Annotated in this window: 12 protein-coding genes; 7 read left to right on the plus strand and 5 right to left on the minus strand. The window is 71.0% G+C overall.

The window, feature by feature from the left end; all coding sequences use genetic code 11:
* Window positions 1-21: 21 nt before the first annotated feature.
* The 4 genes from ACZ6S0_RS15125 to ACZ6S0_RS15140 all read left to right on the plus strand — a co-directional run bounded on the left by ACZ6S0_RS15125 (window position 22) and on the right by ACZ6S0_RS15140 (window position 3,234).
* Window positions 22-699 carry a uracil-DNA glycosylase gene (locus ACZ6S0_RS15125; protein WP_465916861.1) on the plus strand — a complete coding sequence of 226 codons (678 nt, stop codon included), beginning with the start codon at window positions 22-24 and terminating at the stop codon, window positions 697-699.
* Between the two features lie 10 nt (window positions 700-709).
* Window positions 710-1,033, plus strand: coding sequence for a hypothetical protein (locus ACZ6S0_RS15130; protein ID WP_344893985.1), 324 nt, complete (start codon window positions 710-712; stop codon window positions 1,031-1,033).
* A gap of 87 nt (window positions 1,034-1,120) precedes the next feature.
* Window positions 1,121-1,411 (plus strand): MTH1187 family thiamine-binding protein, encoded by a 291-nt coding sequence (locus tag ACZ6S0_RS15135; RefSeq protein ID WP_465916862.1) that lies wholly within the window; start codon window positions 1,121-1,123, stop codon window positions 1,409-1,411.
* Window positions 1,412-1,638: 227 nt separating this feature from the next.
* A complete protein-coding gene (locus tag ACZ6S0_RS15140) occupies window positions 1,639-3,234 on the plus strand; it encodes an FAD-dependent monooxygenase (RefSeq protein ID WP_465916863.1) in 1,596 nt (531 codons plus the stop codon).
* Between the two features lie 69 nt (window positions 3,235-3,303).
* Here ACZ6S0_RS15140 and ACZ6S0_RS15145 read toward each other — a convergent pair whose 3' ends face one another.
* The gene (locus ACZ6S0_RS15145) at window positions 3,304-3,936 is read right to left on the minus strand and encodes a hypothetical protein (RefSeq protein ID WP_465916864.1); all 633 of its coding nucleotides are present in this window, start codon (window positions 3,934-3,936) and stop codon (window positions 3,304-3,306) included.
* 137 nt (window positions 3,937-4,073) lie between these two features.
* Between ACZ6S0_RS15145 and ACZ6S0_RS15150 the strand changes: the two genes are divergently transcribed.
* From ACZ6S0_RS15150 to ACZ6S0_RS15160, 3 genes are read left to right on the plus strand one after another with little or no spacing between them, the layout of a single operon-like run.
* Window positions 4,074-4,700 (plus strand): TetR/AcrR family transcriptional regulator, encoded by a 627-nt coding sequence (locus tag ACZ6S0_RS15150; RefSeq protein ID WP_465916865.1) that lies wholly within the window; start codon window positions 4,074-4,076, stop codon window positions 4,698-4,700.
* Window positions 4,697-5,587, plus strand: a complete 891-nt coding sequence (locus ACZ6S0_RS15155; RefSeq protein ID WP_465916866.1) for an ABC transporter ATP-binding protein — start codon at window positions 4,697-4,699, stop codon at window positions 5,585-5,587. Before ACZ6S0_RS15150 ends, ACZ6S0_RS15155 begins: the two co-directional genes overlap by 4 nt.
* Window positions 5,584-7,155, plus strand: a complete 1,572-nt coding sequence (locus tag ACZ6S0_RS15160; RefSeq protein WP_465916867.1) for an ABC transporter permease — start codon at window positions 5,584-5,586, stop codon at window positions 7,153-7,155. The genes ACZ6S0_RS15155 and ACZ6S0_RS15160 overlap by 4 nt, the downstream gene beginning before the upstream one ends.
* A gap of 127 nt (window positions 7,156-7,282) precedes the next feature.
* On the opposite strand, the gene ACZ6S0_RS15165 is transcribed toward ACZ6S0_RS15160, so the two are convergent.
* The 4 genes from ACZ6S0_RS15165 to glgX all read right to left on the minus strand — a co-directional run bounded on the left by ACZ6S0_RS15165 (window position 7,283) and on the right by glgX (window position 14,301).
* The gene (locus tag ACZ6S0_RS15165; RefSeq protein WP_465916868.1) at window positions 7,283-8,263 is read right to left on the minus strand and encodes a hypothetical protein; all 981 of its coding nucleotides are present in this window, start codon (window positions 8,261-8,263) and stop codon (window positions 7,283-7,285) included.
* 123 nt (window positions 8,264-8,386) lie between these two features.
* Window positions 8,387-10,096: a malto-oligosyltrehalose trehalohydrolase gene (treZ, locus tag ACZ6S0_RS15170; RefSeq protein WP_465916869.1), complete on the minus strand. Its 1,710-nt coding sequence runs from the start codon at window positions 10,094-10,096 to the stop codon at window positions 8,387-8,389.
* Entirely contained in the window at window positions 10,086-12,215 is a 2,130-nt protein-coding gene (treY, locus tag ACZ6S0_RS15175) for a malto-oligosyltrehalose synthase (RefSeq protein WP_465916870.1), read from the minus strand. The genes treZ and treY overlap by 11 nt, the downstream gene beginning before the upstream one ends.
* Window positions 12,208-14,301, minus strand: coding sequence for a glycogen debranching protein GlgX (gene glgX, locus ACZ6S0_RS15180; protein WP_465916871.1), 2,094 nt, complete (start codon window positions 14,299-14,301; stop codon window positions 12,208-12,210). The genes treY and glgX overlap by 8 nt, the downstream gene beginning before the upstream one ends.
* Window positions 14,302-14,322: the final 21 nt, after the last annotated feature.

The raw sequence follows: 14,322 nt of genomic DNA on the forward strand, positions 1-14,322 counted from the left end.
ACCTGGCTAAGCTCAACGGCCATGGCCGGTCTTCCACTGAACGAAGTCGTCGAAGCGGGATGGGCGCGTGCGCTCGAGCCCGTCTCCGAGCAGATCGCCCAGATGGGCGATTTCCTGCGTAAGGAAATCGCCGAGGGCAGGCAATACCTGCCCGCCGGCGCCCACGTGCTGCGTGCTTTCAGCCAGCCCTTCGACGAGGTCAAGGTGCTGATCGTGGGCCAGGACCCCTACCCCACCCCCGGCCACCCCGTCGGGCTGTCGTTCTCGGTGGCCCCCGACGTGCGGCCGCTGCCGGGCAGCCTGGTCAACATCTACAAGGAGATGGAGACCGACCTCGGCCTCCCCCGGCCCGCCAACGGCGACCTGACGCCGTGGGCCGAGCAGGGCGTCCTGCTGCTCAACAGGGTGCTCACCGTGATGCCCGGCAAGCCCGCCTCACACCGGGGCAAGGGCTGGGAGCAGGTCACCGAGCAGGCCATCCACGCGCTCGTGGCGCGCGACAAGCCGATGGTCGCCATCCTGTGGGGCCGCGACGCCCGCAACCTCGCCCCGATGCTCGGCCAGGTGCCGCGCGTCGAGTCCGCTCACCCCTCTCCCCTGTCGGCACGCAGCGGGTTCTTCGGCTCGCGGCCGTTCAGCCGGGCCAATGAGCTGCTCACCCAGCAAGGCGCCACACCCGTCGAGTGGAAGCTGCCCTAGCATCTTCGCCATGAGTGATGAACCGAAGTTCCTGCGCCTCACGGTCGAACTGACCGTCGAGGTGCTCGACATGGACGCGCTGCAGGCCGCGGCGCTCGCCGAGATCAGGCACCCCGACGCTGATCTCACCGACGAGGAGCGCACCGAGCAGGCCGAACTGGTCGCCTCCGACGACAGCGGCGCCTCCGCGCTGCAGTGGCTGATCGAGCCCGACCACGTGCTGCAGCTCGTCGATCACATCAGCGAGATCGAGCCCCGCGAGGCCGTGCTGGGCGTGGAGCCGTCCGAGGAGCCGGGCGAGGAAGAGGTCGAAGAAGAGCACGACCACGTGTGACGTACGGCGGCAGCCACGGCGTTCCCACGTCGTGGCTTTTCGCTGGTTAAGATCGAGATCGTCCGGCACCCGCTGAGAGGGCACTCGATGATCGTCGCATTCTCCATCACCCCGCTGGGCGTCGGCGAAGGGGTCGCCGAGCCCGTCGCCCGCGCCGTCAAGGTCGTCCGTGACAGCGGGCTGCCCAACCACACCGACGCGATGTTCACCACGATCGAGGGTGAGTGGGACGAGGTCATGGACGTGGTCAAGCGGGCCGTCGACGCCGTGGCCGAGGTCGCTCCCCGGGTGGGCCTGGTGCTCAAGGCCGACCTGCGGCAGGGCGTCACGGACGCCATGACGTCCAAGGTCGAATCGCTGGAACGCCACCTCCCCTGACCCCCTGTCGAATCGCCGGAACGCCACCTCCCCTGAGTCCCTGTCGAATCGCTGGAACGTCTCCCCTCCCGAGCCCCTTTCGGCCCCCGCCCGCCGGGGGCTTCTTCATGTGGAGCGGCCCCCAAATCCCCTTTTTCGAGATATATCTTGACTCGCTCCGTAGACGCGACATATCGTGTCGCTCGGCACACAGACGCGATAGTACGCGTTCTCGGAGGTGGATATCAATGGAACAAGAGCGAGTGCCGGTCCTGGTGGTCGGCGGCGGATACGCGGGCCTGAGCGCCGCGACGCTGCTGGCCTGGCGTGACGTGCCCGTCATGGTGGTCGAACGCCATCCGGGCACCTCCGTCCAGCCCAAGGCGTTCGGCGTCGGGCCGCGCGCGGTGGAGCTGCTGCGGGTCGTACCGGGGATCGAGGAGGAGCTGGCCGGCATCTGGGCCGGGATCGGCGAGAACATGCGCATCGCGGTCGCAGAGAGCCTGACCGACCCGGACCCCCACATGATCATCCACGACGAGCAGGAGGAGTTCGCCTTCCTGGCCGACCTCACGCCCGTCGCCATGGTCGGGGCGCCACAGGCCGAGATCGAGCGCGTCCTGCGGGTCAAGGCCGAGGAGCTGGGCGCCGACCTGCGTTTCTCCACCGAGCTGGTCTCCCTGGAAGAGGACTCCGCCGGAGTGACCGCGGTGATCCGGGACAAGGACGGCGACCGCATCGTACGGGCCGACTACGTGGTGGCCGCCGACGGGCACCGCAGCCCGCTGCGCGAGTCGCTGAACGTCCCCACCTCGGGCCGCGGGCCGCTGGGCCAGATGTGCTCGATCATGTTCGACGCCGACCTGTCCGAGCTGGTACGGGAGCGGGAGGTGACGCTCTGGTACCTGCGCAACGACGTCTTCACCGGCGTGATCGTGACCGGCACCGGAGTCGGGGCCCACGTGCTCGGCGTCAACCTCGCCGAGGGCGAGAGCGCGGCCGACTTCACCGAGGAGCACTGCGTCGAGCTGGTCCGCCTGGCGACCGGCCGGCCCGACCTCGACGTACGGGTGCTCGACCGGTCCATGATCGGCATCGCGCACCTGGTGGCCGACACGTACCGGGCGGGGCGGGTGTTCTTCGCCGGCGACGCCGCCCACACCATGCCGCCGACCGGCGGGCAGGGCGGCAGCACGGCCCTGCAGGACGGGTGCGACCTGGCCTGGCGGCTGTGGCTGGTGCTCACGGGGCAGGCCGGGCCCGGATTCCTGGACACCTACGACGCCGAACGCCGCCCGATCGGCAAGCTGACCGCCGACGCCCAACTCGCCGACCTCGGCGCGCGCATGCCCCCAGCGGCCCGGGCCGGTTATCCGGAACCCCTGGAGGACCCGATCGGCGCCCTCCTCGGACACCGCTACCACTCCACGGCGATCATCGACGAGCCCGGGGACGACGGCTCGATCCTGGAGGACCCGCGCGCGCCGAACGGGCGGCCCGGCAGCCGGGCCCCGCACGTGGTGCTCGACTGGGACGGGCAGCTCATGTCCACGATCGACCTGTTCGGCTCGGGGTTCGTGCTGATGGCGGCCAAGCAGGGCGGGCAGGCGTGGATGGACGCGGGGCGGCAGGTCAAGGAGCGGCTCGGCGTGGAGCTGACGCGGCTGCCGGTGGACGACGAGCTGCTGGACGTGGACGGGCGGTTCCTGGAGCGGTACGGCGTCAGCGGGGGCGGCGCCGTACTGGTGCGGCCGGACGGCTACGTGGCCTGGCGCTCACCGGAGGCGGACGCGAATCCGGCAGCCACCCTGGAACGCGTCCTGCGCCGAATCCTCAGCCGCTGACCCCGCCCACGATCGGCCCAGCCCTCCTTCGCTTCCGAGGGGCCTTCCGAGGGGCGGGGGCGTGAGTTCTCAGCCGAGGAGGAGGGCCTCACGGCGGGCGTGCAACCTGTCGCGCAGTCGTTTCAGCTCGCGGCAGCGCTCCCCCAACCGCTTCACCACCTGTTCGACCTCGACGTCACCACCACTCCCCGCCTGGGCGGGAACACTCATGCCCACGGCTTCGGCCCGTCGCGCGAACTCGGCCAGCGTCTCCTCCCGGTCCCCGGCTCCGTCCAGGAGCGCGAGCCCGGCCGCTCTGGCACGTTCCCCGGCGGGCAGTTCCACGTCCAGCTCGGCCAAGAGCCGGCCGATGCCCAGCAGTTCGGCGCCGCGCGGATCGGCCGAATCGGTCAACCGGCGCTCCTCGCGCAGCAGCAACTCCTCGTAGAGCTCCCTGGCCGGGCCCACCTCGGCCAGCTCGCGCCGCACCGTCGCCAGCACCATCCGGTACGCGCCCACCCTGGACTCCCGCATGGCCACGCCCGCCTGATCCCACACCTCGGCCGCGTCCAGCTCCCGTTGGGCCTCCCGCATGAGGGCGGACACCACCGTACGGCGTCCCTCCAGTTCCTCCCAGCGATGCGCCCGCCGACGTGCCGTGCGCAGGTCTTCGTCGATCATCTCGAACGGGATCACGTCACTTGGACGCGTCCACCGCCTCATTTGGTTCAGGACAATCATCCACTTTTCCCATCAAAGTAGACCAAAACAGTCACACCAGCCTCACCCATTGTGAGCCCGGCCACGTGAGGCCCTGAACACTTGCACAGCATCCAATACATCTGTATAGAATCCTGGACGTGCGACCAATCTCTGAAGAGGACCTGACGACGCGAGCCCGCATCCGCGACGCCGCGATGGCGTTGTTCGCGGAGCAGGGCGTCAAGGCCACCACGATCCGCGGCATCGCCGAGGCCGCCAAAGTCTCGCCCGGCCTGGTGCAGCACCACTTCGGCACCAAGGAGGCGCTGAGACACGCGTGCGACGAGTACGTCCTCAGCTACATGCGCGAACAGGTCGACGCCGGCATCACCGGCCGCAACCTGGACAAGCCCGAGTTCGTCGACAACGTGCACCGCACCGCGCCGCCCCTGATGAAATATCTCGGCCGCGCGCTCGTCGACGGCTCCCCCGCCGCCGCGGAGCTGTTCGACGAGCTGGTCCGCGTGACGGAGCAGCATCTCGCCCGCGACGACCGCACCGAGGCCGACCACCGCGCCCGCGCTACCGTCCTGACGGCGATGAAGCTGGGCATCACGGTGCTGCACGAGCACGTCTCCCGCGCGCTGGACACGGACGTCTACGCCTTGGAGGGCGTGCTGCGCGTGGGAAAGGCCCAGCTCGACCTGATCAGACCGGAATTCCTCGGCCGCGAGCTGTTCGAACAGGCGCGGACCGGCTTGGAGAAGTACGAGGGACAACGATGAACGCCGCTGTGCGTGCCGAGGGCCTGGTCAAGACCTTCGGCCGGGCCAGGGCCCTGGACGGGCTCGATCTCACCGTCGAGGCGGGCGAGGTGCACGGTTTCCTCGGCCCGAACGGTGCGGGCAAGACCACCACCATCCGTATCCTGCTGGGCCAGATGCGCGCCGACGGCGGCCGGATGACATTACTGGGCGGCGACCCGTGGCACGACGCCACCGAGCTGCACCGCAGGCTCGCCTACGTGCCCGGCGACGTCACCCTGTGGCCGTCGCTGACCGGCGGCGAGGTCATCGACCTGCTCGGCAGGGTACACGGCGGCCTCGACCCCGAGCGACGCGCCGAGCTGCTCGAACGCTTCGAGCTCGACCCGCGCAAGAAGTGCCGCACCTACTCCAAGGGCAACCGGCAGAAGGTGGCGCTGGTGGCCGCCTTCGCCTCCGACGCGGAGCTGCTGGTGCTGGACGAGCCGACCTCGGGCCTCGACCCGCTGATGGAGGCGGTCTTCAACGACTGCGTCCTGCGGGAGAAGCGCGCCGGCCGCACCGTGCTGCTGTCCAGCCACATCCTGTCGGAGGTCGAGACGCTGTGCGACCGCGTCAGCATCATCCGCGCCGGCCGTACCGTCGAGTCGGGCAGCCTGGCCGACCTGCGCCACCTCACCCGTACTTCGGTGACGGCCGAGCTGATCGGGCCCGCGCCCGGCCTGGCCGCGCTGGCGGGCGTGCACGACCTGACCGTCGACGGCGCCCGGCTGCGCTGCCAGGTGGACGGTGACGCGCTCACCGCGGTGCTCGCCGAGCTGGCCAGGGCGGGCGTACGCACCCTGACCACGCAGCCGCCGACGCTGGAGGAGCTGTTCCTGCGGCACTACGAGGGAGCGGCCGGATGACCGGCACCTGGGCACTGATCCGGCTCGTTCTGCGCAGAGACCGCGTGCTGCTGCCGGTGTGGATCGTGATCAGCGCGGTGATGCCGACGAGCATCGCCTCCGCCACCACCGACCTGTACGCCGACCAGGCCGCCCGTGACGCCTTCGCGGCGGCCTCGGCGGGCAACCCGGCGCAGTTGGCCATGCGCGGCCACATCTACGACGCGAGTGTCGGCGGCCTGACCGCCTGGACGCTCGGCTCGTCACTCGCGATGATCGGCGGGCTGGTCAGCATCCTGCTGGTGATCAGGCACACCCGGGTCGAGGAGGAGACCGGCCGGCGCGAGCTGCTGTCGTCGGGGGTCGTCGGCCGGCACGCCCCGCTGGCCGCCGCGCTCGCGGTCGTGCTGGCCGCCAACCTGCTGCTGGGCGTGCTGTCGGTGCCCGCCCTGGTCGCGACCGGCCTGCCCGCGGGTTCGTCGGTGTTGTTCGGGCTGTCCACGGCCGGGGGCGGCTGGGTGTTCGCGGCCGTGGCCGCCGTCACCGCCCAGCTCACCTCCTCGTCCGGCACGGCGCGCGGCATCGCGATCGCCGTCGGCGGCCTGTTCTTCGCGCTGCGCTCGCTGGCCGACGCGGGCGGCATCGGCTGGCTGGCCTGGGTGTCGCCGTTCGGATGGGTCCGGCTGACCAAGCCCTACGCCGGTGACCAGTGGTGGGTGCTGGGGGTGATCGTGGCGTTCGTCGTCGCCCTGGCGGCGGCCGCGTTCGCGCTGTCCACGCGGCGCGACCTGGCCGGGGGCCTGGTGTCCATCCGCCCAGGGCCCGCCACCGGGACGCTGTCGGGCGCGTTCGGCCTGGCCGGGCAGCTCCACCGGGGCACGCTCGCGGGCTTCGCGATCGGTTTCGGCCTGCTGGGCGCCCTGCTCGGCGTGGCGGCGCGCGGGTTGGACGCCCAGTTGGACACGCCCCAGTTCCGCGAGCTGGCCGCGACCGTCGGCGGCGCCGACGCCCACATCTCGGACGTGTTCTTCACGTTCGTGATGTACGTGCTCAGCCAGCTCGTCACGGGGGCGGCGCTGGTGTCGGCGCTGCGCGCCCGTACCGAGGAGGCGGCGGGCCGGGCCGAGCTGCTGCTGTCGACCCCCGTCGGCCGGATGCGCTGGGCGCTGAGCCATCTGGTGTACGCCCTGGCGAGCCCGGTGCTGCTGCTGGCCGTGCTGGGCGCCATGGCGGGGCTCACCTACGACGGCGACGTGGCCCGTGTCACCGTGGCCACGCTGGCCTACCTGCCCGCGGTCTGGATCGTGGTCGGGATCGCGACGCTGCTCTTCGGTGTGCTGCCCCGGTCGGCGATGGCCGTGAGCTGGACCGTGCTCGGCCTGTTTCTCGTCGTGGACCTGCTCGCGGAGTTCAAGCTGGCCACCGGGGGCGTGCTCAACCTTTCGCCGTTCGTGCACGTGCCCGCCCTGCTGCTGGGCGACGCCTCGTCACCGGCGCCGCCACTGCTGGGGCTCACGGCGCTCGCCGCCGCCCTGGCCGCGGCGGGGCTGGCGTGCCTGCGCCGCCGCGACCTGGTGCCCTCCGCCTGAACAGGCACGGCCGCCCCACCGGAGCCCACGGCAACGACCGCCCGACCGGACCCACGACGTGGACCGCCCAGCCGGAGCCCACCGCGTGGACCGTCCGACCGGACCCACGGCGTGGACCGCAGGGTGATCAGGCGGCCACGGCGTGGGCCGGGTCGGGTGGGCGGCGGTCGATCGGGGTCAGGGTGGCGGGCTGAGACGCCTGGGTGGCGCAGAGCCAGTCATTGAGTGAGCCGGTGAAGCCGGACGGTGGTCCGACCTTGAGGCAGGTGAGCCGGCCGGCGCCGGGCACGGGGCCGATCTTCAGACGGCGGATGCTGCCGGTGCGGCCCAGCTCGCCCACGTCGGCGTCGTAAGGAGTGAGCCGGACACCGAAGGGATGCCCGCCGTCGGGCTGGTCGGCGGTCTGTATGTGGACGACGTCGTCGATCCTGCGGACCGTGGCCTCCGGATGACCGGCGAGGTAGGACAGGTGGTCGGTGACGAGGCGGCCCGCCACCGTACGGAGAAGGTTCGTCGCGCACAGGTTGTGGGCGCAGGCGGCGCCGTCGAGGGTGATCTCGGGGAGCGCGAAGCGGCGCAGACCCCTCGACGTGACGCGCAGGCAGTCGCACGCCCCCGTGTCGCGCGGGTCCCAGGGCGGGCAGGTCGCGGCGTCGTGGACCTGGACGTCCCAGGCCAGCCAGTCGTCGTCGAGCCGGAAGATCGTGGGCTCGCCCGCGCATCTGCCGCACGTGACGATGGTCGAGCCGGTCAGCGGGTCGATGAGGAGGCCGTCGCATTCGCGGGCCAGCGCCCGGGCGGCGGCACGGGCCACCTGCACGGCGGTGGGGAGCTTGTGCGGCGGCGCGGTGGCGGAGACCACCAGATGATGCCCGGTGCGGCGCAGGCGGCGTCTTTCGTCGTCGGCGAGGCCCGCCTCGACGGGTTTCCACGGGCTCGCGTGGTGGGTGACCGTCAGCGTGCCGTTGGCCACCGCCGTGATCGCGGCCCTCTTGTACGGCCCGCCGATCCGCCATGGGACGAACGAGCGGACGTCGAAGGGCAGGTGCTCCATCGCGACGACGAAGAGGGACGTCATGGCGCCGGGCAGGGGAAGGTCGATCTTCATGGGTCTGAGTCCTCCGTGCGTAGGGGGCCGGGAGGCACTCAGGATCGTCGACGGTGGGCGGCCCACGGGGAGTGGAACGGCGTTCTGTGGAGGACGGGGCGATATCCACAACCAGCGAGCCGGTCAGGCGGGGCGGATGACGGCCATCGACTGGGCCGGCAGCCGCAGCCCCTCCTCGCCCGCCGCCACCGGCTCGTCCGAGGCCAGCAGCACCGTCCCCGGTGACAGCGGCAGCGTCACCGACTCCTGGGCGAAGTTCACCGTCACCGCCAGCTCCCCCCGCCACATCAGCAGCCACTTCCCCTGCGGGTCCACCTCCACCCGCACCCGGTCCAGGCGCGGGTCCGACAGCTCGGGCAGTGCCTTGCGCAGCGCGATCAGGTCGCGGTACCAGCACAGCAGCGACCAGTGCGCCTCCTCCTTCACCTCGCCCCAGTCCAGCTTGGAGCGCAGGAACGTCTCCTCGTCCGAGGGGTCGGGAGCCTGCCACACGTACCCGAACCCGTCGAACTCCCGCTCCCTCCGCGCCCCCTCGCTGTCGCGCAGCTCCGGCTCCACGTGGTCGGAGAAGAACTGGAACGGCGAGCGCGCCCCCCACTCCTCCCCCATGAACAGCATCGGCGTGAACGGCGAGGTCAGCAGCAGTCCGGCACCGAGTTTGAGCGCCGGGATCGGGAGGCGGTCGCCGACGGGCCGGTTGCCGATCTGGTCGTGGTTCTGCAGGCAGGCGACCAGGCGATGGCCGGGCACCCCGTCGAAGGGACGGCCGTGCGCGCGGGAGCGGAAGCTGGAGTGGCCGCCGTCGTGCAGGACCCCGCGCGTCAGCACCTTGGCCAGCGCGGTGAGCTGGGCGAAGTCCCGGTAGTAGCCGTGGGATTCGCCGCTGACCGCGCAGTGCAGGGCGTGGTGGACGTCGTCGTCCCACTGCGCCGTCATGCCCAGCCCTCCGGCGTCGAGCGAGCGGACCATGCGCGGGTCGTTGAGGTCGGACTCGGCGATCAGGGACAGCGGGCGGCCGACGGAGCAGGCCAGCGCGTCGACCTCCTCCGACAGCTCGGCCAGCAGGTGCCGGGCGCGCCTGTCGTGCAGCGCGTGCACGGCGTCCAGGCGCAGCCCGTCGATGTGGTAGTCGCGCAGCCACTGCAGCGCGTTGCCGATGAGGTAGCGCCGCACCTCGTCGGACCCCGGCCCATCCAGATTGACCGCTTCACCCCAGTAGCTGCCGTCAAATCCAGAAAAGTACGGCCCGAACGGGTGCAGGAAGTTCCCCGACGGCCCGAGATGGTTGTAAACCACGTCCAGAACGACCCCGATCCCGGCCCGATGACAGGCGTCCACGAACGACTTGAGCCCGTCGGGCCCCCCGTACGTCTCGTTCACGGCATAGAGATCGACCCCGTCGTACCCCCAGTTGCGCCCGCCCGGCACGGGTGCCACCGGCATGACCTCCACGAGGTCCACGCACAGCTCCACCAGGTGCGGCAGCTTCTCGACGGCCGCCGCGAACGTCCCCTCGGGCGTGAACGTCCCGACGTGCAGCTCGTAGATCACCGCCCCGCGCAGGTCGCGGCCCTTCCAGTCGTGGTCGGACCAGGTGAAACGGTCATGGTCGTAGACCGCGCTCGGCCCGAAGACGCCCTCCGGCTGCCGCCGCGAGCGCGGGTCCGGGTACGGCCCGTCGCCGTCCACCACGAACGCGTACCGGGTGCCGTGCCCGGCCCCCGCCACGTCGGCCGACCACCAGCCGTCCGCCCCGGGGGACATCGCCCGCCGCGCCCCCAGGACGTACACGTCGACCGCCGTGGCCTTCGGCGCCCAGACCTCAAAGATCATGTCTCTCCAGGAGTGAGACCGGATACTGACCGAGCAGATGGGCGAGCGGGATCCGTCCGGTGTGCAGGCCGCCGGTGAGCAGGTCCCGCCAGTCGCCCGAGGGCAACGTCAAGGTCGTGGCGCCCCAGCCGGAGACGGCCAGGCCCACGGGCAGCCGGGTGGCGACGGCGACGGCGCCCGGTCGTTCACCCCGGGCGAAGGCGATCACGTGCTCGGCCCGCGCCCCCTCGGCCCGCAGCGGCAGGTAGGGGGCCGCGCCGCCCAGCCTCCTGCGCAGCCGCAGCGCCTGGGTGGTGACCAGGAGCTTGGCGGAGTCCCAGGCGGTCTCGGGCTTGCGCAGATAGGAGACGGGCCGCCGGTTGTCCGGATCGACCAGCGAGAAGTCGGTCGTCTCGTTGCCCTGGTAGACGTCCGGCACCCCCGGCATCATGAGCTGCACGAGCTTGGCCCCCAGCGAGTTGGACATCGCGTACGGGTCGATGCGCTCGGTGAACTTCCCGACCGGCAGGCGCACGGCCGCCTCGGCGAAGGCCCGCAGCCGCCGCTCATAGGACGGGTCGGGACTCACCCAGGAGGTCGCGGTCTTGGCCTCCCGCGCGGCCTTGAGCAGGTGATCGGCGAACCGCTCGGCCGAGATCGGCCAGGCCGCCATGAGGTTCTGCCAGGCCAGGTAGTCGAGGTGGGGGTCGAAGCTCACCTGCGCCGACCATTCGGCCACCGCCGCCGCCCACTCCCCCGGCATCTCCGACAACACCGACAGCCGGGCCCGCACGTCCTCCGACCGCTTGGTGTCGTGCGTGGACAGCGTGGTCATCGTGTACGGGGACATTTCCCCGCAGAAGTCGTGGAACTCCTCCACCGGCACCCCGAACCTGTCCGGCTCCCCGCCCACCTCGTTCAGGCACGCCAGCGGGAACCACCGGTAGAGCGCCGTGTCCTCCACGCCCTTGGCCATGACCGGGCCGCACGTCTGCTGGAAGCGCACGATCGACTCGGCCGAGCCGTACAGGACCTCGCGGACCAGCGGCCGCACGGCGGGCGAGCAGGACTCGGCGGCCATCTCCACGATCTCCACCGACTCGGGCGGCGGCGGCTGCCCCGGCACCACGTACGCCCGGTAGACCGGCATCGCGGCGAGCAGCTCGCGCACGGCGGCCGGGTCGCAGGCGGTGGCCCTGGCCAGCCGGTCCACCTCGGCCCCGAAGAACAGGTCCAGCACCTCCCGCTTCGACCGGGCCATGACCGGCCGGTAGACGGACGGCTGCCCGGTCAGCTCCGTGAACAGCCGCACCAGCGGCGTCCCGCCCGCCGGGTCGACGAAGAGGCCGTTGACGCGGTTGAGCACGTCGTAGCCGGTGGTGCCGTCGCACGGCCAGTCGGCCGGCAGCCGCTCGGGCCCGATGAGGATCTTCTCCACGACCGTCCAGGCGTCGCCCGCCCGCTCGCGCAGCCGTTCCAGGTAGCCGCGCGGGTCGGCCAGGCCGTCGGGGTGGTCGACGCGCAGCCCGTCCACCAGGCCCTCGTCGAGCAGCCAGAAGATCACCTCGTGCGTGGCGAACAGCACCGACGGGTCCTCGACCCGCAGCCCGATCAGCGACGACACGTCGAAGAAGCGCCGGTAGCCGGGCCCCTCCCGCCAACCGGCCAGGCGGTAGTGGCCGGGGTGCGGGAAGGCGTGGTCGTGGTAGCGCAGGACGTCGCCGTCCACGACCGGTCGCGTGTCGTCCCCCAGTACGGGCAGCGCGACCTCGCCGTCCACCCAGTCGATGTCGAACCAGTGCGCGTACGGCGAGCCGGGACCGCCCCTGAGCACCGACCAGAACTGGGCGTTCACCGTGTTCATGTGGTTGGGCACGAGGTCGAGCACGATGCCCAGGTCGTGCCCGGCGAGCTGCTGCGCCATCTCCCTGAAGCCCGTGGCGCCGCCGAACTCCTCCCTGATCCTGGAGTGGTCGGTGACGTCGTAGCCGTGCCGCGACCCGGGCGTGGACTGCAGGATCGGCGACAGGTACACGTGGCTCACGCCGAGGTCGCGCAGGTAACCGGCGATCTCGGCGACCTGCGCGAAGCCGAAGTCGGGGGTGAGCTGCACGCGGTAGGTGGAGGTGGGCCTAGACACGGCGCAGCACCCGTACGCTGCGTCCCGGCACGGCGATGGCGTCGCCCGCCTTGACCATCCGCGCGTCGAGCCTGATCGGCAGGGCCGTGTCGATCTCCGTGTGCCACATCTCGCCGTAGTCCTCGGGGATCGTGAAGGTGATGGGGTCGTAGTGGGCGTTGAACAGCAGCAGGAACGAGTCGTCCCTGATCGGCCGGCCGCGCCGGTCGGGCTCGGTGATGGCGTCGCCGTTGAGGAAGACGGCCAGGGACTTGGCGTACCCGACGGTCCAGTCACCGTCGGTCATCTCCTCGCCCGACGGGGTGAGCCAGGCGATGTCGCTCAGCCCGCGTACCGGCTTGCCGTAGAAGAAGCGCCTGCGCCGGAAGACGGGATGCTTCTTGCGCAGCTCGGCCAGACTCTGGGTGAACTCGAGCAGCAGCCAGTTCTCCCGCACGTCCGACCAGTCGACCCAGGTCAGCTCGTTGTCCTGGCAGTAGCCGTTGTTGTTGCCCCGCTGGGTGCGGCCCAGCTCGTCGCCGTGGCAGAGCATCGGCACGCCCTGCGACAGGAACAGGGTGGTGAGGAAGTTGCGCTTCTGCTGCTCGCGCAGCGACTCGACGGCGATGCCCGCCGGGCCCTCCTCGCCGCAGTTCCAGGACCGGTTGTCGTCGGTGCCGTCGCGGTTGCCCTCCTTGTTGGCCTCGTTGTGCTTGTGGTCGTACGACACCAGGTCTCTCAGCGTGAACCCGTCGTGGCAGGTCACGAAGTTGATCGAGGCGGCAGGGCGGCGGCTGTCGTCCTTGTACAGGTCGCTCGACCCGGTGAACCGGGAGCCGAACTCGGGCAGCGTGGCCGCCTGCCCCCGCCACAGGTCGCGGATCGTGTCGCGGTAGCGGCCGTTCCACTCCGTCCAGCGCGAGGGGAAGTTGCCGACCTGGTAGCCGCCGGGGCCCACGTCCCACGGCTCGGCGATCAGCTTGACCTGCGACAGCACCGGGTCCTGCTGCACCAGGTCGAAGAACGCGCTCAGCCGGTCGACCTCGTGCAGCTCCCTGGCCAGCGTCGAGGCCAGGTCGAACCTGAACCCGTCGACGTGCATCTCGATGACCCAGTAGCGGAGCGAGTCCATGATCATCTGCAGGACGTGCGGCGAGCGCATGAGCAGGCTGTTGCCCGTGCCCGTGGTGTCCATGTAGTAACGCTTGTCGTTCTCGACCAGCCGGTAGTAGCTGAGGTTGTCGATCCCCCTGAACCCCAGCGTCGGCCCCAGGTGGTTGCCCTCGGCGGTGTGGTTGTAGACGACGTCGAGGATGACCTCGATGCCCGCCTCGTGCAGCGAGCGCACCATCGCCTTGAACTCCAGCACCTGCCCGCCCCGCTGCCCCTGGCTGGAGTAGCGGTTGTGCGGCGCGAAGAACCCGATCGAGTCGTAGCCCCAGTAGTTGGACAGGCCGCGCTGCTCCAGGATGTGGTCGGTGACGAACTGGTGCACCGGCATCAGCTCCAGCGCCGTCACGCCCAGCTTGGTGAGGTGGTCGAGGATCTCGGGATGCCCGAGCGCCGCGTACGTGCCGCGCAGGTGCCGGGGAATCTTGGGATGGCTGACCGTCAGCCCGCGCACGTGCGCCTCGTAGATCACGGTGTCGTGGTACGGCGTGGCGGGCGGCCGGTCGTGCCCCCACCCGAAGAACGGGTTGATCACGATCGAACGCGGCACGTAAGGGGCCGAGTCGAGGTCGTTCCTGAGATCGGGCTGGCCGAACCGGTAGCCGTAGACGGCCTCGTTCCAGTGCACGCCGCCCTCGATCGCCATCGCGTACGGGTCGAGCAGCAGCTTGCTCGGGTTGCAGCGCAGCCCCTGGGCCGGGTCGCTGGGCCCGTGGACGCGGTAGCCGTAGCGCTGGCCCGGCCCGATGCCCGGCAGGTAGCCGTGCCAGATGAACCCGTCGACCTCGGAGAGCGGCACCCGCGCCTCGACGTTGTCCTCGTCGAACAGGCACAGCTCGACCTTGTCGGCCACCTCGGTGTAGAGGGAGAAGTTCGTGCCGGCGCCGTCGTAGGTGGCCCCGAGCGGATAAGGGTCTCCCGGCCAGATCTCGATCATCGAGGCTCCCTTGCGGTCTCT

It is taken from the genome of Nonomuraea sp. NPDC051298 (assembly GCF_055586305.1).

Coding starts and splice junctions, on each gene's coding strand:
- ACZ6S0_RS15125 (WP_465916861.1), top strand. CDS start 22: ATGGCCGGTCTTCCACTGAACGAAGTCGTCGAAGCGGGATGGGCGCGT.
- ACZ6S0_RS15130 (WP_344893985.1), top strand. CDS start 710: ATGAGTGATGAACCGAAGTTCCTGCGCCTCACGGTCGAACTGACCGTC.
- ACZ6S0_RS15135 (WP_465916862.1), top strand. CDS start 1,121: ATGATCGTCGCATTCTCCATCACCCCGCTGGGCGTCGGCGAAGGGGTC.
- ACZ6S0_RS15140 (WP_465916863.1), top strand. CDS start 1,639: ATGGAACAAGAGCGAGTGCCGGTCCTGGTGGTCGGCGGCGGATACGCG.
- ACZ6S0_RS15145 (WP_465916864.1), bottom strand. CDS start 3,936: ATGAGGCGGTGGACGCGTCCAAGTGACGTGATCCCGTTCGAGATGATC.
- ACZ6S0_RS15155 (WP_465916866.1), top strand. CDS start 4,697: ATGAACGCCGCTGTGCGTGCCGAGGGCCTGGTCAAGACCTTCGGCCGG.
- ACZ6S0_RS15160 (WP_465916867.1), top strand. CDS start 5,584: ATGACCGGCACCTGGGCACTGATCCGGCTCGTTCTGCGCAGAGACCGC.
- ACZ6S0_RS15165 (WP_465916868.1), bottom strand. CDS start 8,263: ATGAAGATCGACCTTCCCCTGCCCGGCGCCATGACGTCCCTCTTCGTC.
- treZ (WP_465916869.1), bottom strand. CDS start 10,096: ATGATCTTTGAGGTCTGGGCGCCGAAGGCCACGGCGGTCGACGTGTAC.
- glgX (WP_465916871.1), bottom strand. CDS start 14,301: ATGATCGAGATCTGGCCGGGAGACCCTTATCCGCTCGGGGCCACCTAC.